The organism is Solitalea agri, assembly GCF_023914155.1.
In the GTDB taxonomy this organism is placed as follows: domain Bacteria; phylum Bacteroidota; class Bacteroidia; order Sphingobacteriales; family Sphingobacteriaceae; genus Solitalea; species Solitalea agri.
The window spans coordinates 1-18,204 of sequence record NZ_JAMWYS010000017.1; the positions used below are offsets into that span (position 1 = coordinate 1).

The 18,204-nt window shown below is 37.3% G+C and carries 24 protein-coding genes; 20 read left to right on the plus strand and 4 right to left on the minus strand.

The window, feature by feature from the left end:
- Positions 1 to 382: 382 nt before the first annotated feature.
- The 20 genes from NF867_RS03925 to NF867_RS04020 all read left to right on the plus strand — a co-directional run bounded on the left by NF867_RS03925 (position 383) and on the right by NF867_RS04020 (position 15,030).
- Positions 383 to 634: a hypothetical protein gene (locus NF867_RS03925; protein ID WP_252586244.1), complete on the plus strand. Its 252-nt coding sequence runs from the start codon at positions 383 to 385 to the stop codon at positions 632 to 634.
- A 166-nt stretch (positions 635 to 800) separates the two neighbouring features.
- The gene (locus NF867_RS03930; protein WP_252586245.1) at positions 801 to 1,514 is read left to right on the plus strand and encodes an energy transducer TonB; all 714 of its coding nucleotides are present in this window, start codon (positions 801 to 803) and stop codon (positions 1,512 to 1,514) included.
- A gap of 112 nt (positions 1,515 to 1,626) precedes the next feature.
- Positions 1,627 to 2,094 (plus strand): energy transducer TonB, encoded by a 468-nt coding sequence (locus NF867_RS03935; protein WP_252586247.1) that lies wholly within the window; start codon positions 1,627 to 1,629, stop codon positions 2,092 to 2,094.
- A gap of 131 nt (positions 2,095 to 2,225) precedes the next feature.
- Entirely contained in the window at positions 2,226 to 2,843 is a 618-nt protein-coding gene (locus NF867_RS03940) for a hypothetical protein (RefSeq protein ID WP_252586248.1), read from the plus strand.
- Between the two features lie 158 nt (positions 2,844 to 3,001).
- On the plus strand, positions 3,002 to 3,499 hold the full coding sequence (locus NF867_RS03945; protein ID WP_252586249.1) for a hypothetical protein: 498 nt from the start codon (positions 3,002 to 3,004) through the stop codon (positions 3,497 to 3,499).
- 194 nt (positions 3,500 to 3,693) lie between these two features.
- Positions 3,694 to 4,227, plus strand: coding sequence for a hypothetical protein (locus NF867_RS03950; protein ID WP_252586251.1), 534 nt, complete (start codon positions 3,694 to 3,696; stop codon positions 4,225 to 4,227).
- Between the two features lie 198 nt (positions 4,228 to 4,425).
- Positions 4,426 to 4,923, plus strand: a complete 498-nt coding sequence (locus NF867_RS03955) for a hypothetical protein (protein WP_252586253.1) — start codon at positions 4,426 to 4,428, stop codon at positions 4,921 to 4,923.
- Between the two features lie 166 nt (positions 4,924 to 5,089).
- Positions 5,090 to 5,518, plus strand: a complete 429-nt coding sequence (locus tag NF867_RS03960; RefSeq protein ID WP_252586254.1) for a hypothetical protein — start codon at positions 5,090 to 5,092, stop codon at positions 5,516 to 5,518.
- A 138-nt stretch (positions 5,519 to 5,656) separates the two neighbouring features.
- Positions 5,657 to 6,163, plus strand: a complete 507-nt coding sequence (locus NF867_RS03965) for a hypothetical protein (RefSeq protein WP_252586255.1) — start codon at positions 5,657 to 5,659, stop codon at positions 6,161 to 6,163.
- Between the two features lie 157 nt (positions 6,164 to 6,320).
- Positions 6,321 to 6,944, plus strand: a complete 624-nt coding sequence (locus tag NF867_RS03970; protein ID WP_252586257.1) for an XAC2610-related protein — start codon at positions 6,321 to 6,323, stop codon at positions 6,942 to 6,944.
- Between the two features lie 179 nt (positions 6,945 to 7,123).
- Positions 7,124 to 7,837 carry an ankyrin repeat domain-containing protein gene (locus NF867_RS03975; protein WP_252586259.1) on the plus strand — a complete coding sequence of 238 codons (714 nt, stop codon included), beginning with the start codon at positions 7,124 to 7,126 and terminating at the stop codon, positions 7,835 to 7,837.
- Positions 7,838 to 7,898: 61 nt separating this feature from the next.
- Positions 7,899 to 8,405 (plus strand): hypothetical protein, encoded by a 507-nt coding sequence (locus NF867_RS03980; RefSeq protein ID WP_252586261.1) that lies wholly within the window; start codon positions 7,899 to 7,901, stop codon positions 8,403 to 8,405.
- A gap of 262 nt (positions 8,406 to 8,667) precedes the next feature.
- Entirely contained in the window at positions 8,668 to 9,105 is a 438-nt protein-coding gene (locus NF867_RS03985) for an energy transducer TonB (RefSeq protein ID WP_252586262.1), read from the plus strand.
- Between the two features lie 163 nt (positions 9,106 to 9,268).
- Positions 9,269 to 9,619 carry a hypothetical protein gene (locus NF867_RS03990; protein ID WP_252586263.1) on the plus strand — a complete coding sequence of 117 codons (351 nt, stop codon included), beginning with the start codon at positions 9,269 to 9,271 and terminating at the stop codon, positions 9,617 to 9,619.
- Between the two features lie 718 nt (positions 9,620 to 10,337).
- Positions 10,338 to 11,378 (plus strand): acetylserotonin O-methyltransferase, encoded by a 1,041-nt coding sequence (locus NF867_RS03995; RefSeq protein ID WP_252586264.1) that lies wholly within the window; start codon positions 10,338 to 10,340, stop codon positions 11,376 to 11,378.
- Positions 11,379 to 11,489: 111 nt separating this feature from the next.
- Positions 11,490 to 11,639 carry a dihydrofolate reductase family protein gene (locus tag NF867_RS04000; RefSeq protein ID WP_252586265.1) on the plus strand — a complete coding sequence of 50 codons (150 nt, stop codon included), beginning with the start codon at positions 11,490 to 11,492 and terminating at the stop codon, positions 11,637 to 11,639.
- Between the two features lie 26 nt (positions 11,640 to 11,665).
- Positions 11,666 to 12,319 (plus strand): NAD(P)H-binding protein, encoded by a 654-nt coding sequence (locus NF867_RS04005; protein WP_252586266.1) that lies wholly within the window; start codon positions 11,666 to 11,668, stop codon positions 12,317 to 12,319.
- Positions 12,320 to 12,770: 451 nt separating this feature from the next.
- A complete protein-coding gene (glsA, locus tag NF867_RS04010; protein WP_252586267.1) occupies positions 12,771 to 13,781 on the plus strand; it encodes a glutaminase A in 1,011 nt (336 codons plus the stop codon).
- Positions 13,782 to 13,909: 128 nt separating this feature from the next.
- Positions 13,910 to 14,431, plus strand: coding sequence for a GNAT family N-acetyltransferase (locus NF867_RS04015; protein ID WP_252586269.1), 522 nt, complete (start codon positions 13,910 to 13,912; stop codon positions 14,429 to 14,431).
- A 74-nt stretch (positions 14,432 to 14,505) separates the two neighbouring features.
- Positions 14,506 to 15,030: a hypothetical protein gene (locus tag NF867_RS04020; protein ID WP_252586270.1), complete on the plus strand. Its 525-nt coding sequence runs from the start codon at positions 14,506 to 14,508 to the stop codon at positions 15,028 to 15,030.
- Between the two features lie 30 nt (positions 15,031 to 15,060).
- On the opposite strand, the gene NF867_RS04025 is transcribed toward NF867_RS04020, so the two are convergent.
- The 4 genes from NF867_RS04025 to NF867_RS04040 all read right to left on the minus strand — a co-directional run bounded on the left by NF867_RS04025 (position 15,061) and on the right by NF867_RS04040 (position 18,173).
- Positions 15,061 to 15,327: a DUF1456 family protein gene (locus NF867_RS04025; protein ID WP_252586272.1), complete on the minus strand. Its 267-nt coding sequence runs from the start codon at positions 15,325 to 15,327 to the stop codon at positions 15,061 to 15,063.
- A gap of 108 nt (positions 15,328 to 15,435) precedes the next feature.
- Positions 15,436 to 16,764, minus strand: a complete 1,329-nt coding sequence (gene ahcY, locus NF867_RS04030; protein WP_252586274.1) for an adenosylhomocysteinase — start codon at positions 16,762 to 16,764, stop codon at positions 15,436 to 15,438.
- Between the two features lie 60 nt (positions 16,765 to 16,824).
- On the minus strand, positions 16,825 to 17,283 hold the full coding sequence (locus NF867_RS04035) for a GNAT family N-acetyltransferase (RefSeq protein ID WP_252586275.1): 459 nt from the start codon (positions 17,281 to 17,283) through the stop codon (positions 16,825 to 16,827).
- On the minus strand, positions 17,271 to 18,173 hold the full coding sequence (locus NF867_RS04040; RefSeq protein WP_252586277.1) for a LysR family transcriptional regulator: 903 nt from the start codon (positions 18,171 to 18,173) through the stop codon (positions 17,271 to 17,273). The genes NF867_RS04035 and NF867_RS04040 overlap by 13 nt, the downstream gene beginning before the upstream one ends.
- Positions 18,174 to 18,204 lie beyond the last annotated feature (31 nt).

The window sequence follows — 18,204 nt, forward strand, 5'->3', positions numbered from 1 at the left end:
CTGTCGACTTTTAGCCGCAATCCATTTGATTAATTGTCCATAGCCTGATTCGTCATTACTGACCTGAATGTGCGTGTTCGCCTCCTTAAGCACTAAAGTGGCATCTAAGGTGGCTTTGGAAACATCGATACCAATGATTACTGACTTTTTCATAGATTTGAGTTGAAGAAAAACTAATACCCTTAACAGGCCTGATAACCTAAGATTCTATCGGGTTCTGTTCAACCAGCGAAGAGAACGGGGCCAGTTCCGAAGGTAGGCCCAAACGCCTGGCAAGCGCGCTGGAGCACCCGTTCTTCTCTGGAAAATTTAATTAGTTTAATCACATAAACCTAAGGGCAAGCTGAAACGTTAGCAGAAATATTAAAACCCAACTATGCATATGACTAAACTTAACATATCTCTTTTAATATTTGTCTTATTCTTTTCTATAGAGGCTTTCTGTCAAACAAATATAAATCCGGGAGTAAAACAGTCTTTTTTGAAAAATGGAATTGGCTTAGGGAGTGTAATTGCCGTTGTGGCTTCATGGGAAAGAAATAAATCAATTTTGTTTGCAATTATTCACGGAGTCTTGAGTTGGCTTTATGTAATTTACTTTGTGTTTACTAGACAGATAAATACAGAGGAATAACTTAGGTACCTAAAAAAATACTTCTGCTAACAGCCGCTTGCCGCAAACGCGGTGGACGTGCAATTTTGAACTGAAACCTTAATTAATAATTTTACAACACGGTGGAGAATGACGCAGGTATTTTCACCGCGTCTTCGGCAAGCGCCAAAACGTTGCCAGCCATTTTATGATGAGATTACTACTACCAATTTTCATACTGACATTTTACGGCTGTACTCAGAGAAATTCTGACACTGGGACAATGACGCCATGTCAATCGGGAACACACGAGGCGATTGAGGATTTTAGAGGAGGCAAAATTGTTTTCATAAGAAATGGCTTTTTGCCGAGATATGATTCGGTACTTGAAGTTCTGCTAGATAGTAATAGAATAAAGTACAGCTTTGACATGTTTGGACATCTGTATCGGGACTGTTACCCTAATACTATGGACAGTTTAATAAAGGAGAAATTCGGTGATAACTTCGTTGATAAATTAGAATTAGTTGCTGATAGTTTGTTCTTTGAAGAAAAGAAGAATACAACCTTTGAATATTATGAGGTCGACACCTGGGCGATGAGGAAAAATAATGAAGACCAGCTTGGTGGAGACTTTATCATAAATTACCTCAATGAAAAACTACCACCAAAGTCCTCGTTTAGGTTTGTTTCAAATATAGTTGACAGACCACATTATGTAATTGAATTCACGGTTGACAAACAAGGAGAAACAAAGAACGTTGAGATAAAAGAAAGAAATAATACGGAGAAGTTTAAAGGGACTGACAAAATCATTCTTAACGAGATAAGCAAGATTAAGGACTGGACACCTGCGTCAATTAGAAATGAACCAGTGACAGCCAAGTTCCAAAGGGGAGTAGCAATCGAGAGCGGAGAATAAAACGGCTGGCAACAAAATGTATAGTAAATGGCCCCGATAAGGAGGACTTTTTTTTATTTTTGCTCGGGGCCACTTCCTATACATAAACGTTAGCCACCATTTTACAAAGCATATGAAACAGTTTATTTTAATATTTATTTTTATTCTGACCTCGTTGGCAACATTTGCTCAAGTCGACCAAAAAACATTCTTGTATAATAATGATGGAGAACTGATTGCAAAAAATGAGTTCAAGATTAATCAGGATCAGTTAAAAAACTGGGCAAAGGTTGAGGCTGAAATCACTACTCTTTTGAGTCAAAAAATTGTTTATCCAGAAGATTATCAGGCAATTGGCCTTCAAGGTGTTTCCATTGTTTCTTTTAAAATTAGCTCAGATAATAAATTGTCGAATGTCAAAATTGAGAAATCAATCGGAGGGTTTGACAATGCAATTATATCCGCGATGCAACAATGTGAGAAAGAGCTTGTTAATGGTTTAAAAATTAATACTGATGAGTTGTTCTATATTCCTCTGGCTTTTGTACTGGAAGGCTTTAAAGGGAAACTCCCTCCTATTATAAAGATTGTCGGGAAGTAAATAACGTGCGAGCGACGTGCAAATTGAACATTCAACCTAATTAATAAATTACGCAACGGCGGACTATGACTCAGGTGTTTTCATCGCGTCTTCGACAAGCATCGCCCGTTAGCCACCATTTTACAAACCATATGAAACAATTACAGAATCTGATCCTAATAATTTTATTTTCAAGCTTTAGTTCTAATGATTCGATAAAATATCAATTGGAAAAAATTCCCATTGACAAAATTGAAGTAATTGAAAGGCTGTATGGAGGTGAAAAGCATGAAGATAATGTTAAAGTTACACTGAGTAAAAGTCATTATCCTTATTTAAGTAACTACGAAATCCCTCAGCCGATACGCTATAACAGGGTTGACAATAGTTTTATGCCATACCAAATAAACTATTTTTATTCCAATGCAGATAATAGCGTTAAATTGATAGATTACACTTGGGACAAAAGTATTTTTATTACTAACATTTTTGAATTACAAAAAGAATTGAAGTTTGAGCATAAGTATTTTGAAAAATACAATGAAAAGTATGATGATGTATATCAAGAAGTTAAAAATAAACTGGGTGAGCCAAAAACTGGGGAGCCAAAATTAGAAAGGATTAAGGCTCGAGACGGTGAATATTTACAAAGAAAGGCTATATGGGAAAAAGATTCTATGACTGTAAATTTGGACATGATTTTTACTCCTGAAGATTGGAAAGGATTCATGGGTACCTACAGAGTAAGACTAACTATTTACTGGAAATAAAAACGGTGGCTAACACGCGCTTCAACGCAAGTGCGGTCGAGGTGCAACTTGCAAAATCCAATACGTTAAATTATTTTCGTCACGATGCACACAGGAACGAAACTTTCTTCGCACCTGCGTCAAGCGCCAACCGTTAGCTGCCATTTAATTACAAACCAATGTCGACAATAGTTTCAGCAACTTCATTTACAATTGGAATAGTCGGATTCTTTATTCTTGTTTACGTCCGCTGGTTTAAAGAAGAAAAATTCACAAAATTGACAGCAGTAGGTGCCATTCTATTGATCCAGGCTTTCGTGACTTTTATTATTGCTTCAATTGCTGACTCCAACAGACAAGATCTAGCTTTGCGAGATCTTAAACAGTTTTTGAAACAGGACAGCTTAGTAGTCAAAATTAATAATGAGAGTTTAGATTCTCTTTCTACAACTAAAATACTTAATGTGATTCGTTCAATTAAAATCATAGATGCTCACCACTCACATCCAATTGACACTACGTACTTGCAGATTATTACTCCACGTGACACAGTTTATTTGACAATTGGTAAAGATTCTGAAAGACCAAATGAATATTGGGTTTTTTGGACAAAATACTTTAAGGAAAGTGAAATTGGAAGAATACAATTCAACAGAGACACTATAAACGGCAGCTAACACGCGCTATGCCGCAAGTGCGGGCAATGTGCAACTTGCAAATTCCACTACGTTAAATTACTTTCGTCACGCTCGACAATGGAACGGAGTTTTCTTCGCACCTGCGTCAAGCGCCATCCGTTACAGGCAACCTTTCGAACTTCGGTTACTGCAAACCATTCCTTAAGTTTGCGCACTTACGCAGTTTCATAGTAATGAAATCAAAAATAAGATTAACACAAAGACTTATAGCAGCTTTTGTTCTGATAGGAGGTTTAGCAATTACACTCCTAGGGACTTTATTTTTAACGACAGTGGAAGCGAGCGGGGCTTCAATATCTGGTGGTATTTTATTTTTAATGATTGGTCTAATGTGCTCTTATAATAGTTTGACCGGTTGCCGCACTTTAAAAATTGAAAATGAAAATATTGAAATAACTACATATTTCGGACTTTCAAAAAAACAATATAGTTTCAGTGAAATGATTTCGCATAATCCTAAGGCATTCAGGAATAAATTTCGAACATACCCAGGACTCCTCATTAAATTTAATGATGGTAGTCAATATCATATTCATGAAATGGAATTCTTAAATTTTAGAGATTTTAAGGCACTTATTACTGAAAGAGTAAAAGGAGACTTGGAGTTACAACTTGAAATTTGGCACCCTTTTACTAAAGACTTTCTTGTATTTGGAATAGTTTTGACCACAATTATGGTTTTTATTATTAAAGTTTTTCAAAGCTAACCCTGAAATGAAATAAAGGCTGCCTGTAACACACGCTATGCCGCAAATGCGGGCGAGGTGCAACTTGCAAATTCCACTATGTTAAATTACTTTCGTCACGCTGGAAAATGGAAAGGAACTTTCTTCGCACCTGCGTCAAGCGCCAAAACGTTGTGGGTAATTTTGTTTTGAGAGTTTCCATCTAAAAAATAAATAAACATGTCAGCAATTGCGGACTTCAGACTTATTGAGACATCGAAGCTCAACGACCTTCGTGACAATGCAGAAATTAAGATTGAGAAGAAACTGTTTAGTAAAAAGGTAATTGACAATTACTGGGACTACTTGAATGCAAACTCAAAAAAGTTAAAAGACTTTGACTGGTCTGGATATATTTTCGCAAACCTGTTAATATTTCTTGAGGAGAAAAAGGGAATTGACTTGCTAAAGGGAAAGTATGACGATATAGCTAACGTGATTGTGGAGCGGAGACAAAACTCGACTTTCATACTTACGTTTGACCATAAGCAAAAATATTTAAGCGGGTTGGCGCCAGACAAATTTACCTTAGACGAATTGATTGAATTCAATAAAGACTTTTCAGAAGAGGACGATCCAGAGTTAGCTAAGGCGGAGATAGAAGGAATAAAATCACTGAAAGAGAACTTGGAACTAATAGCGGACGACAGTCACGTTGTTATATTGAGTGTAGGGTAACAAAACTACCCACAACAAAATGTTTATGCCAGCTTGGGGTTCAGTGTAAATTTGAAGTTTTGTTTTCTTAATTTCGTTCGGCAACGGGGACAGTGACGCGCTTCGAAAGCCCAAGTCGTCATAAACACAAACGTTGTAGGCAAGCCTCGTTGGACAAATTGGACAAATGATTGACTCAGATAAATTTCAGAATTTCGTAAAGCGGACATTTTCATTTCTCGTGACTGAGTACGGCATGACATTGGACAAAGAGAAAATAAATGGAAATGCGTTTTACGACATCCAGTTCCGAGACAAGGACAAGGTAATCTCAGTTTCCTTGGAGAATATTGAAAACTATTTTCAAGTGATTCTCTTCAATCTCAACAACGGACAACTTCCGGACTATGATGACAAAACAAGGACAATCCATTTGACAGAACTGAATAAAAAATTCTTGACAGCACTGGACAAAAAAGAATTTGAGGACAACGACCGACAATTTGCGGACATCGTGACGGAGGACAAGACTGAAAAACAAATTTTAAAGTCAGCAAAGGACTTAAGATTGTGTTTGAAACAAATGAACAGTAAACGAGGCCTGCCTACAACATAGTGTTTATGTCGGCTGCGGGTACGGTGTTGCTGTAAGTTTAGTTTTCTTAATTTCGTTTTGCACTCGCGGACAAGACGCGGCTTCGAAAACCGCAGCCGCCATAAACACGGGCCGTTATGTGCAACCAAACCAGCAACTATGAAACGTAAAAAGCATTTCATCAAATTTACTTCAATCATTCTTATTACGACTCTTTTAACAAATTGCAAAAAGGACAATGACATATCTACAGTGAGACTTTCTTCGAATGAATTACTAAATAAAAGATGGAAGCAGGTTCGAGGGCCTTTCAAGGGAGAGTTTTATAATTTCACTTTATATTATGACTCATTACAATTCACAGTAAATGATAAATATACAGCGAAAATCAAAGGTACTATTACTGCCATTGGTTACCCTGCTTATATAGAAAATGAAAGCGGAAGTTTCACTTATGATGAGACCTCAAAAACTATAAAATGGTTTGATGTAGACAGTGTAAGAATCATATCTTTTGGAGATAAAGTAGCTCATTATAAACCAGACTGGATTTTAGAAGACAGAAATGATAGCATGTTACTTTTTAAGCTGAAATATTCGATTGACACTATTGAACTTGGGAAATACGATAATACACGTCCGATTCTCTTGAAGGCAATCAACTAAAACTTGAAATATCTTAACTGCACATAACACAGGCTTACCGTCAGCGCGGGCGACAAGCAAATTGAAATCAAAACCAATTTAATATCTTGCATCACGGCTGACAATTAAGCGCGGTTTTCACGCGCCGAACGGCAAGCCTAAAACGTTATGCGTAACCATGCGAACAATCATCATGAGAAGACAAGTTTCCATACTGACAATTATTTTGGTTCTTAATTTTCTCGCTTGTTCTCGGTCTGTCGGACAGTCCAAAAACAATCGTATCGACAAAGACACGACTTTTAACATATTTGGTGACAAAGCTTATTTTCTGTCATTTAAAATAATACAAGAAAAAAAAGACGACGATCCTCATTTCGGAACATTGACTTTAACCCATAAAATAAACGGCAAAACAGATGTTCTACTAAAAGACACTGTTGAGTTCTTTATGCCATTGCTACAACTGAAAGACTTTAACAATGACCAAACAAACGATATTCTGATTCTCAATACTTCTAGCACTAGAAGTGTATGGACTCATCATTTATACCTGGTCGACAACAAAAATCATAAATTAATACCTGTAAAGAATTTCGAAGAGCTTTATAATCCTGAGTTTGATTCAAAGAACAATATCATTATCAGCACCGCTATTTACAGCAAAATATTTTATTCATTTTATAGAATTGGGACAGACAACAAATTAATCAACCTTGGACACGGCTTTGAAGGCGACATGACAGAAGCCGACGATGCTAAATACAAGAATGCTATTAAAAGTATTACCGAAAAAGACTAATACTAAAGAATTAGTAAAACACTTCAGAAAATAATGGCTACGCATAACAGCCGCTCCTATGTAAAGTGCGGTGGACGTGCAATTTTGAACTGAAAACTTAATTAATAATTTTACACCACGGCGGAGCATGACGCAGGTATTTTCATCATGCCTTCGAACTGAAACGTTATACGCAACATATGAAGAAGCTTTTACTGACTCTTTTACTAACATTCTTTATTAAAGTAATTTACTCTCAATCATTATTTAATTTATTAGCTGACAAGGACTATCCTAAACTAGAAAAGAAGTTAATTGATGGAACAGATCCCAATAGATTGAACAAGGATGGAATTAATACTCTTTTTCAAGCTTCTTACGACGGAGATACAACTGCCGTAAAAATCCTTTTAAAATATTCAGCGGATGTAAATATTGAGTCTAAGCCCAATAAGCTCACAGCTTTAATGGCTGCATCTCAAAATGGTCATATGAAAATTGTGGACTTGTTGATAAAAGCAGGAGCAAATGTAAATTTGAAAGATATTCATGGCTGGTCCGCTCTTAGAACGGCCGCAAGAAATGGACATTACGATATAATCAGACTGTTATTAGAAAACAAAGCAATCATAGACGATAAAGCAACTGACGGAGCAACTCCAATGATGATGGCGGCTTACAAAGGCCATCAAGAAATCGTTGAATACTTACTTTCAAAAGGTGCAAATATTAATTCCTTAGCCAAGGATAAAGAATCGGCTTTGACATATGCGGCACAAGCTGGTCGAAAAAATATTGTAGAACTTTTGTTAAAGAATGGCGCTGATAAATCTCAAGTAACTGATGAGGGCAAAACCGCACATTCCTTAGCCTTAGAAAAGGGGTTCCCTGATATTGCTCGTTTGCTACAATAATTATTGGGCAAGCTGGAACGTTAGGCACAAACAAAAAAACAGTTAACCAAAATCAACAATTATGGAAGAACATGTACTTTTAAATTCTGAATCTTCAGACAAAAGAGAATTAGTCACAAAAAATCAATTTATCATTCTAAACTTCTTGACATTTAATCTTTATAGTGTTTGGTGGATGTACAAATCATGGAACTTTTTTAAAGAAAAAGAATCCTCAGACATAATGCCTGCAATGAGAGCCTTGTTTTCACTTTTTTTCCTTTATGGACTATTTGAGAAAATAAAAGCTTTTGCAAAAGGCAATGGTTATTCAAAAGACTATTCTTCTGGACTCCTTTTCATTGGCCTGATAGTATTGGGTATTTGTGCTTATCTTCCAGAACCCTTTATGCTACTTACTTTCATTAGTTTTATTTGTTTCACACCTGCTGTGGAAGCCTTAAATTTTGGAATCACTGAATCTAATGATGGTGAAGAACAAACAAGCTATAATACAAGACAAATCGTATTATTGGTTTTAGGCAGCATTTTATGGGTTCTTGTATTAATGGGACTATTTGCAGCATAATTGCTAAATCTTGACGATGCATAGCAAAGGTTTGTTAGGAGCGCTGGCGATATGCAACTATGAACTGAAACAAATTAGTAATTTAACTTCAAGAGGGGCTATGACGAGGCAATTTTTACCATGCCATCGCCAAGCTGGAACATTACAGGTAATCCTCCCTATTTCAAAGGAATTGACTCCTTTGGTTAACGTTTAGGGTAGGAATAAAAAATGAAAGGTGTGGGTATGAAAAAAGCGGTTTATTGTTCCATTAAGCCTGTAAATGAAAAACGTTAGTCAGAAAATTATGAATAGAGTGCTTTATGTAATTTTTATCGCGACAACTTTAGCATTAGTAAGTTATTCCCCACTATTCGGCCAGATAAACACAGAAACAATTCTAGACCCTGTTGAAGAGTGGCCATTATTTAATGGTGGTGAAAAAGAATATTGGTGTTTTATTAACAAAAATCTGGACAAGAAAAAACTTCGTTCTGTAAAAAAAGTTGGGAGAGTTACTGCACAATTTGTCATTGACACTCTTGGAAAAGTAAGAGACCTGGTGGTTATAAAATCACTAGACCCGATCGCAGATAATGAACTAATACGAGTCATTAGGTTAATGCCCCAATGGACTCCTGGTAAGCAAAATGGAAAGGCTGTAAATGTTCGTTTTTGTATACCGTTAGTTTTGCCATATAAAAAGAAATTCTGCACCTAACAGCCGCTTGCCGTAAACGCGGTGGGTGTGCAATTTTGAACTGAAAAGTTAATTAATAAATTTACGCCACGGCGGAGAATGACGCAGGTGTTTTCACCGCGCCTTCGGCAAGCGTCGCCCGTTATGTGGCATTTTAAAATCAACTGTTAAACCAAAAATTATAATGACAAAGACTTTTACTCTTATTAGTACCCGATTAACAGGACTGTTTATTCTGATTTTTGCTTTTTTGAGTTTAAATCATATTATTCATTTAAACGGACCGCAGTTTAAACCTCTTTACTACGAGAACAAAACTCTTGAATTGACATTTACAGTAATACTTTTGGCTAGTTTATTGGCTCAAGTTTATGGTTTATGGCATTTAATGAAATGGTCTTTATGGCTTTATATCCTAACTACCGTAGGACTTCATATTCAAGCGATATTCATTGAGACTTGGGAACCTAAAATATTAATAGCTCCAGTTATTATTATTGCTTTATTATCCTTCAACTATAAAAACCTAAAGTAAAACTACCGCTAACAGCCGTGGCAGTTGCACAACTGCTATAAAAAGAAGCCACTGAGAATTGGGTGAACAATTTTCAGCGGCTTTTTCTTTCACGCAATTCTATTTAAGTCTCAAGGGCTTTAGTTCCAAGAGAATGACGTTAAATTGGTCAATTAATGTTTCTGCTTTTAAATTGTTCATTTTGGTCAATTGAATGGCTGCTGTTTTTACCTTTTTACGGCTAAACTTCAGGCACTTCTTCAGGTTATAGGCAATGGCTACCCCCAGCAAAACTTATTCGCCTGCTCAATTCCCCTTACCCAGATGCGGCGCAAAAAATTTTCCCATAACACCGTGTACTGGAAAAAACTGTTTGGTAACGGCGTTATACCAGCAGCGTTTACATTAATTGAAAGTATTGTTACACCAAATGGAGTAATCATTGCGAGCTACAAGCGAGCTAGAGAAGTGAAGACGGGTAATGTTGGAGCTTAGGAGTGCTTGCTACCTGCAGTCAGGAATTGAACAAGAATCAATTGTTTAACAGCACTAAATGCTAACCTGGAAAATGCTTATATTAAGCTTCCGAAATAAAATGTCCCGAATTATCGGGGGACCCATCGATCATCCTTCCGTACTTAAAGCCAAAAGACTTAACGAATTTTTTATTCAAATTCTATTTAAACGGAGATGCCGAAAACCGAATAGAGTAGGCAATAATCGATCAATAAAAATGCTTATGGAAACTTCTGTTAATCATCCTGCTCCCGACAGTATCATGCAAATTGGCACTGGCTTTTGGGCCTCAAAAATTCTTTTGAGTGCGGTAAAATTTCAATTATTTACCACACTTGCCGAACGCAAAACGATGACCGCTGCCGAAATAAAGTCTCATTTAGGGTTTAAATGTACCGACAGAAATGTATTCGACTACCTGGATGCCTTGACTACTTTTGGCTTTCTAAATCGTGAGGGTATTTTAGAAACAGCTAACTATTCAAATAGCATCAATACCGACTTTTTCTTAGACAAAAAGAAGTCAACCTACATTGGCGGATTGCTCGAAATGTTGAACAACAGATTATATGGCTTTTGGGGTAATCTGGAAGAAGGTTTGTTAACAGGAGTACAACAAAATGAGGCAAAGGTTGGTGATGATCTTTTCAAAAAGCTGTATGAAGATCCGGATCGACTAAAGGAATTTATTCATGCAATGAGCGGTATCCAAATGGGTGCTTTTATGGCATTGGCACAAAAGTTTGATTTTTCCAACTATAAAACATTAGTAGATATTGGTGGCTCGGCAGGTTTACTTTCATTGCTGGTAGCCAAACACCAACCTCACATGACCTGCATTTCATGGGATTTGCCAGCAGTTGCTGCTGTTGCCAATGAAACGATTCAGAAATACCAACTTCAGGACCGGGTTAAAACCGCCAATGGAGATTTCTTTAAGGATCAGTTTCCTAAAGCCGACATGATAACGATGGGAAACATTCTGCATGATTGGGATGAAAAAACTAAATTGATGTTGATTCAAAAAGCCTATGATGCTTTACCAGATGGAGGCGCATTCGTTGCTATTGAAGGCGTTATTGATGATGACCGCAATAAAAATGCCTTTGGCTTAATGATGAGTATTAATATGCTTATTGAAACAGGAACCGGGTTTGACTATACATTTGCTGATTTTAACAAGTGGGTGAAAGAAATAGGGTTTAAATCAACTTCGTTACTTCCTTTAGCTGGGCCAACAAGTGCAGCAATTGCTTATAAGTAAACCTTTGCTTAAATAATTAAATGGGCAAAGTAATTTTATATACAGCAACCAGCCTTGATGGGTTTATTGCAAAGCCCGACGGAAATATCGACTGGCTTAATTCTGGATCGAATGATCATTTCAGTAGTTCCTAAATTGATCGGGGAAGGGATTCCGTTATTTGCAAGTAAACCGGCGGAATCCACCTGGACGCTTGCTAAAGTTCAACAGTTTGATACAGGACTTGTGAACTTAACCTATGACAAACAAGAAAATCAATAGCTTTGGTTCAACAATCAACCCTAAATATGAAAGCGTTAATTTTAGGAGCAACTGGAGCTACTGGCAATGACTTGTTAAATAAATTACTAACTGATGATGCTTTTGATCGGATAGACATCTTTGTTAGACGTAGCTTACCTATTCAAGATGCAAAGTTAAGTGTTCATGTTATCGATTTTGATCAACCTGAACAGTGGAAACATTTGGTGAAAGGCGATGTTCTATTTTCATGTTTGGGAACAACCCTTAAAACAGCAGGCAGCAAAGAAGCTCAATGGAAAATTGACTATGAATATCAATATAACTTTGCCAAAGCCGCTCGCGAAAATAATGTAACTAGTTATGTATTAGTATCAGCAGCATATGCCTCCCCTGATTCTCGTATTTTTTATTCAAAAATGAAAGGTCAGTTGGAAAAGGCTGTGATGGAATTATCTTTTCCCCGACTGATCATTTTTAATCCGCCGCTATTAGATCGTAAAAACAGCGACCGACCTGCTGAAGTTGTTGGTCTGCGGGTCATAAAGTTTCTTAACAAAATGGGACTTTTTTTAGCCCAAAAACCACTATCAACCGAAATATTGGCACAAGCAATGATAAACGTTGCCAAGTCAAAAGAAAAAGGTGTTTTCGCCTTTAAAGAAAAGGAGATATGGCAATGTGCTAATGCAAAATGGTAACAGTTGTAGAACCTGATGTCCCCCGTATCAATGTAAAAAAAACATGGAGGGCTATTGTTAATTCTCGCAAAAAATACACAAGACACTTTATAGCAATCAGTCTAAAAAATCTGCGAGCATCAGCGCAATCTGCGGGAGATAACCAATAGGATATATTTTGGCCCGCTGATTTCGCGGATTTACGCAGAGTTGTACAGGGCAGCATAAAGATTATTACTACGTGAAACTCTGTGTTACTCTGTGGTTGCCTTTTTTACGGCGCCACCATGCCTCCCGGACAGTTTGCTACGTAACGCCGGCAAAAATGCGTACATTTCTATATGAATAAATATGCAATAATTGCTTGTATCTTCTATCGTCGTCACTTTTAAATGTATTCAATAATACGCCCCTTTCAGGAAGACTTACTTAGTATAAACCTTGTTTCATCAAAAACTAAACCCGTTAAACAATGAAAAAGCTATTATTATCAATACTATTGCTTATAGCTCTGGGTAGTAACGCACAAAAAAAGAACATACCAAAAATTGATTTACCATTCCAGTCTGCTATCGACAATGCCTACACGAAATTCAAGGATCTGAAAGAAGGAAAAAACGCAGACTATATTAAAGAACTTGCCAATGTAGACCCCGACATTTACGAGATTGCCATTGTTACTGTTGATGGCAGGATATTTACAAAAGGAAATTTAGAAGCCCGTGTATCTATACAATCTATATCCAAAGTATTTACGCTTGCAAAAGTGATAGAGGAATCGGGGGCCCAAGCCGTGCTTGATAAAATTGGTGTAGATGCTACTGGTTTGCGCTTCAATTCCATTGTGGCTATTGAACTACAAAAAGGAAAGGAAATTAATCCATTGGTTAACCCGGGTGCAATTGCTGCAGTAAGCATGATCAATGGTGTTGACTCTGCGGCAAAATGGAAAAATATATTGCAAACGCATAGTGAGTTTGCCGCAAGCCCGCTCTATATAAACCGGCCAGTGTATATAAGTGAAGCGGGTGATAATTTACGTAATCAGGCTATTGCCCATTTATTGCTGGCCTATGGGCGTATGTATTTCGATCCGGTGCAGTCAACAGATATTTACACAAAGCAATGTGCTATTAATGTGAACGCAAAAGAACTTGCTGTAATGGCTGCAACGCTTGCTAATGGTGGTGTTAATCCGGTTTCGAAGAAGAAAGTAGTATCGGCAGAAACTTGCCAATTTGTTTTGCCAGTAATGGCTACTGCGGGTTTATATGACGACTCGGGCCAATGGTTATATGCTACAGGATTGCCAGGTAAAAGTGGCGTTGGGGGAGGTTTGATAGCTGTATGCCCTGGCAAATTTGGTATTGCTGTTATTTCACCTCCGTTAGATGAAGCGGGCAATAGCGTTAAAGCTCAAAAAACCATTGTTGATATTGTACGAGAATTGAAAGTGAATCCTTATTTGATTCAACCGAAATAATTACTTGTTTACAAGATGCTAAGCTGTTACGAAGGGATTCGTTTGTGTTTTCGCTTTTAAAGAAAAGTAGATATAGCAATGTGCTAATGCAAAATGGTAATATTGAGTGTTCATATACGATCGAAGAAATGAGAGTAATTATTAAGCAAGAAAGCGTCGATAATATCAAAGCTATTTACGAAATAAATCGTTTGGGTTTTGGACAGGATAACGAAGCGAAACTTGTAGACCTTTTGCGCAACAGCAATGCCTTTGTTCCGGAGTTGTCATTAGTTGCTTTTGTTGATGATCAGTTGGTAGGGCATATACTTTTTTCGAAGATTACAATTGTCGACGATCATCAAAATGAATTTGAAAATTTAGGACTTGCGCCAATGGCCGTTAAACCGGACTATCAAAAGCAAGGGATTGGTGGACTGCTCATAAAAAACGGATTAGAAAAAGCCCGCGAATTAAACTACAAGTCAGTTATTGTTTTGGGACACGAACATTATTACCCCAGATTTGGTTTCGCTCCAGCTAGCCGTTGGAATATTAAAGCGCCGTTTGATGTTCCATCAGAAGTGTTCATGGCGATTGAGTTAGTTACTGACGGGCTTAAAGGTATAAGTGGCACTGTAAAATATCCGAAAGAGTTTGAAGGGGTATAAGCGAATTACATTTCGTTAGTAGAAATTACAAAGCTATGTCATAATACGCTTTTATGACTGAATTTACACGATCCATGAAAAAGAAAAAGGAGATTCTTAACTTAATTAGAAATGCAATTATCGGAGTCGAAATTGGGGCAGTAATTCTCTATTGGGGGATTGCAGACAATGGTTACTTCCGAATCGTTTTGGGCTTGGTTATTTTACTGCTAACAATTCGGTGGGGAATTAATAGCTACAAACAAATCAAATCTAATCATGAATATCTAGACAATTTATTAGGACGTGTGGTATTCTTTTATCCATCTAAAAAGTCTATTCAAAACAAGATCAAAGAAATAATTATTCCTCAAATCAATCAGAATGAGATCTTGCAGGTTTTTTACGAAGGGCCAAAATTAACCGGGGATATTGACGGTAGATTAATGAAAAGTATCATGGACTGTTATATTGAACTAGATTTTAATAAGCCGGCCTTGTTTAAACTCACCGAGTCAGAAATTCATATTGAGTATTTATCAGATACTTTATTTGCCGGACCCGAACCCGTAAACTTCCAGGAAGTTAAGAAGGTGTTAGATAAGATGAAAAATGCGTAAGTGGAATTCCAAAGAAGAAAGGCATTTTACTTATTGCGCAGCATCTTTTTTTGGCCGTTCTTCTCTAACCCCTCTTTTATAAATTATTAAACCATTGAGGAAATTACGAAGAATTTGATCCCCCATTGGTTTAAAATTTGGATGATCTTCGGCTCTGAAAAAAGCCGAAAGCTCAGTAGCTGTAATTCGAAAATCTACCAAAGCCAATATTTCGACAATATCTGAATCCTTTAGTTTCAGAGCTACCCGAAGTTTTTTAATGACATCGTTATTACTCATACGATCAATTTTTATCATTTATAAAACATCAGCGCCTCTGTGTCTCTGCGTTAAAATATAACCGCAAAGGCGCAGAGGCGCTAAAGTTATGCTAAAAGCAAATGGCTATTTGCCAATAGCTAATTATTAATATCTGTACGCTTCCGGTTTAAACGGACCATCAACGGAAACGCCAATGTAAGCTGCTTGCTCAGCAGTCAGTTCATCTAACTCAACGCCAATTTTAGCTAAGTGTAAACGAGCTACTTTCTCATCTAAATGCTTAGGCAAAGTGTACACTTTGTTTTCGTAGTTATCAGTATGTAACCATAACTCTAACTGCGCCAATGTTTGGTTTGTAAACGAGTTAGACATTACAAATGAAGGGTGACCAGTTGCACAACCTAAGTTCACCAAGCGACCTTCTGCCAAAACAATCACATCTTTACCATCAATGGTGTATTTATCTACCTGAGGTTTGATCTCTATTTTGGTGTTGCCATAGTTTTTGTTTAACCAGGCCATATCAATTTCATTATCGAAGTGGCCAATGTTACAAACAATGGCTTTGTCTTTTAATGATTTGAAATGTTCGCCGGTTACAATGTTATAGTTACCAGTAGCGGTTACCACGATGTCAGCCTCTTTAACGGCATCTTTCATTTTCTTCACTTCGTAACCTTCCATTGCTGCCTGTAATGCACAGATCGGGTCGATTTCAGTTACAATTACACGAACACCTGCAGAGCTTAATGATTCAGCTGAACCTTTACCTACATCGCCATAACCTGCAACAACAGCTACTTTACCTGCCAACATTACATCGGTAGCACGACGAATAGCATCTACCAACGACTCGCGGCAACCGTATTTGTTATCGAATTTTGATTTAGTAACTGAATCGTTTACGTTGATAGCCGGCATGTATAAAGTGCCGTTTTTCATACGCTCATGTAAACGGTGAACGCCTGTAGTGGTTTCTTCAGAAAGACCTTTAATGCCATCGATCAACTCGGTGTAAACATCAAATACCATGTTGGTCAAATCGCCACCATCATCTAAGATCATGTTCAACGGTTTGTCTTCAGATCCGAAGAATAATGTTTGCTCAATACACCAGTCGAACTCCTGTGCATTCATGCCTTTCCAGGCAAAAACAGGGATACCTGCAGCAGCAATAGCAGCAGCAGCATGATCCTGAGTTGAGAAAATATTACATGAACTCCAACGAACCTCAGCGCCTAAATGCGCTAATGTTTCAATAAGAACTGCTGTTTGAATGGTCATGTGCAAGCAACCTGCAATGCGTGCGCCTTTTAATGGTTTTGAATCACCATACTCAGCACGAATAGCCATTAAACCTGGCATTTCGGCTTCTGCCAATTCAATTTCCTTGCGGCCCCATTCAGCCAGCGACATATCTTTTACCTTGTAAGGCAAACTCAAATCAATTTTTGATTTACTGATAGTTGACATACTATTATAAATTTTGTGCAAAGGTACGCAACAGCCTAACAAGATGGAAACGGGATTTTTTTATGATTGAGTCAATTCTAACGAAAACCGCATTTTTTCTTTTCCAATTGCTTCTAATCGATTGTAGAATTTTATGGCTCGTTCATTAAATATCGGCGTTTGCCATTGGATATTTACACAACCTTTATCAACGGCTACATGTGTTAATCTTTCAATAAGCACAGCTCCAATTCCGGTACTTCTAAACTCGGATTCCAGATAAAGGCAATCCATATGTAAAAACAAAGCAGCATCCCAGGTGGAAAAATCAAATGTGTACGTTGAATATCCAACCACCTTATTGTTGCTTTCTACAACTAACGCGAACAGTTTTGGAATGGCTGAAAAAAGAGCAATTCGCAATAGTTCTTCCTTGCCCGCCGACTGATAGACTGCTCTTTCATATTCAGCGTGCTTTTGACAAAGGATTACTAATTCAGGCAAGTCCCATTCTTCAATAGATCGTATTAGATATTCCATTGTAAATTGATCTCGGTTTGTAAGAACTCAATAAAATGATTGAAATACTCAGGGTAGGTTTTATTAGCTGAAACTGCTATATAATGCTTTCGCTTCAACCCGTTTTTGCCAATTTTAATAGCTTTTAGATTAGGATTATTCTTTAAATAAGGCTGCAGCGACCATTTTGCCATCGACATTACACCCATATCTGCCTTTACCATTTCAATAGAAGCTTCGGTTAATGGAAGCGGCGTGATCTTTTTGGGTTTAACATTGGCGGGTGCTAGAACAAACTGATGAACGGTAACTGTTTCCAGTGGCAGCGAATGAATGATCAAATGTTCTGAAGCAAAATCTTCTGCTAAAACATATTTTTTAGTACTCCAATGATGATTTTCGGAAACCACCATTAGCATCTCATCCTGAAATAGTTCGATGTATCTTATGTTTTCGTTTTTTATCGGATCACTAACAATGGCTACATCCAACACATCATCTAACAGTTTTTGCAAGGGATAATGCGTGGCTTCCATCACAATTTTCAATTCGACATTCGGATACAGTAAATGAAATTGCTTTAGCACTGATGGCAGCCAGTGATAACTCGAGTAACATTCGGTACTGATGCGAATTTCCCCAATTTCACCGTAAACCATTGCCTTTATTTCCTTTTGTGTTTCGGCGAGTTTATTTAAAATTTCATTGGCGGTTTCATAGATCTTTTCTCCAGCCTTTGTGAGTGTGAGCTTTTTATTGGCTCTGTTAAAAATCTTAATGCCGAGCTGGTACTCGGCCTCTTTCAACTGATGGCTTAACGCCGATTGGGTAAGATGTAACTTGTCAATTGCCTTCGTGATGCTGCCCTCTTCAACAATCGATTTTATTAAACGTAAATGTCTTATCTCCATTAGTTCAACTTAATGCTATTTCCAAAACTGC

Bases quoted from the DNA above. Each gene is read 5' to 3' on its own strand.
- NF867_RS04000 (WP_252586265.1), top strand. From the start codon at position 11,490: ATGATCATTTCAGTAGTTCCTAAATTGATCGGGGAAGGGATTCCGTTA.
- NF867_RS03970 (WP_252586257.1), top strand. From the start codon at position 6,321: ATGCGAACAATCATCATGAGAAGACAAGTTTCCATACTGACAATTATT.
- NF867_RS03930 (WP_252586245.1), top strand. From the start codon at position 801: ATGATGAGATTACTACTACCAATTTTCATACTGACATTTTACGGCTGT.
- ahcY (WP_252586274.1), bottom strand. From the start codon at position 16,764: ATGTCAACTATCAGTAAATCAAAAATTGATTTGAGTTTGCCTTACAAG.
- NF867_RS04035 (WP_252586275.1), bottom strand. From the start codon at position 17,283: ATGGAATATCTAATACGATCTATTGAAGAATGGGACTTGCCTGAATTA.
- glsA (WP_252586267.1), top strand. From the start codon at position 12,771: ATGAAAAAGCTATTATTATCAATACTATTGCTTATAGCTCTGGGTAGT.
- NF867_RS04025 (WP_252586272.1), bottom strand. From the start codon at position 15,327: ATGATAAAAATTGATCGTATGAGTAATAACGATGTCATTAAAAAACTT.
- NF867_RS04015 (WP_252586269.1), top strand. From the start codon at position 13,910: ATGAGAGTAATTATTAAGCAAGAAAGCGTCGATAATATCAAAGCTATT.
- NF867_RS03995 (WP_252586264.1), top strand. From the start codon at position 10,338: ATGGAAACTTCTGTTAATCATCCTGCTCCCGACAGTATCATGCAAATT.
- NF867_RS03985 (WP_252586262.1), top strand. From the start codon at position 8,668: ATGAAAAACGTTAGTCAGAAAATTATGAATAGAGTGCTTTATGTAATT.
- NF867_RS03965 (WP_252586255.1), top strand. From the start codon at position 5,657: ATGAAACGTAAAAAGCATTTCATCAAATTTACTTCAATCATTCTTATT.
- NF867_RS03980 (WP_252586261.1), top strand. From the start codon at position 7,899: ATGGAAGAACATGTACTTTTAAATTCTGAATCTTCAGACAAAAGAGAA.
- NF867_RS03955 (WP_252586253.1), top strand. From the start codon at position 4,426: ATGTCAGCAATTGCGGACTTCAGACTTATTGAGACATCGAAGCTCAAC.
- NF867_RS03925 (WP_252586244.1), top strand. From the start codon at position 383: ATGACTAAACTTAACATATCTCTTTTAATATTTGTCTTATTCTTTTCT.
- NF867_RS04005 (WP_252586266.1), top strand. From the start codon at position 11,666: ATGAAAGCGTTAATTTTAGGAGCAACTGGAGCTACTGGCAATGACTTG.
- NF867_RS03990 (WP_252586263.1), top strand. From the start codon at position 9,269: ATGACAAAGACTTTTACTCTTATTAGTACCCGATTAACAGGACTGTTT.
- NF867_RS03975 (WP_252586259.1), top strand. From the start codon at position 7,124: ATGAAGAAGCTTTTACTGACTCTTTTACTAACATTCTTTATTAAAGTA.
- NF867_RS03950 (WP_252586251.1), top strand. From the start codon at position 3,694: ATGAAATCAAAAATAAGATTAACACAAAGACTTATAGCAGCTTTTGTT.
- NF867_RS03935 (WP_252586247.1), top strand. From the start codon at position 1,627: ATGAAACAGTTTATTTTAATATTTATTTTTATTCTGACCTCGTTGGCA.
- NF867_RS04040 (WP_252586277.1), bottom strand. From the start codon at position 18,173: ATGGAGATAAGACATTTACGTTTAATAAAATCGATTGTTGAAGAGGGC.
- NF867_RS03940 (WP_252586248.1), top strand. From the start codon at position 2,226: ATGAAACAATTACAGAATCTGATCCTAATAATTTTATTTTCAAGCTTT.
- NF867_RS04020 (WP_252586270.1), top strand. From the start codon at position 14,506: ATGAAAAAGAAAAAGGAGATTCTTAACTTAATTAGAAATGCAATTATC.
- NF867_RS03960 (WP_252586254.1), top strand. From the start codon at position 5,090: ATGATTGACTCAGATAAATTTCAGAATTTCGTAAAGCGGACATTTTCA.
- NF867_RS03945 (WP_252586249.1), top strand. From the start codon at position 3,002: ATGTCGACAATAGTTTCAGCAACTTCATTTACAATTGGAATAGTCGGA.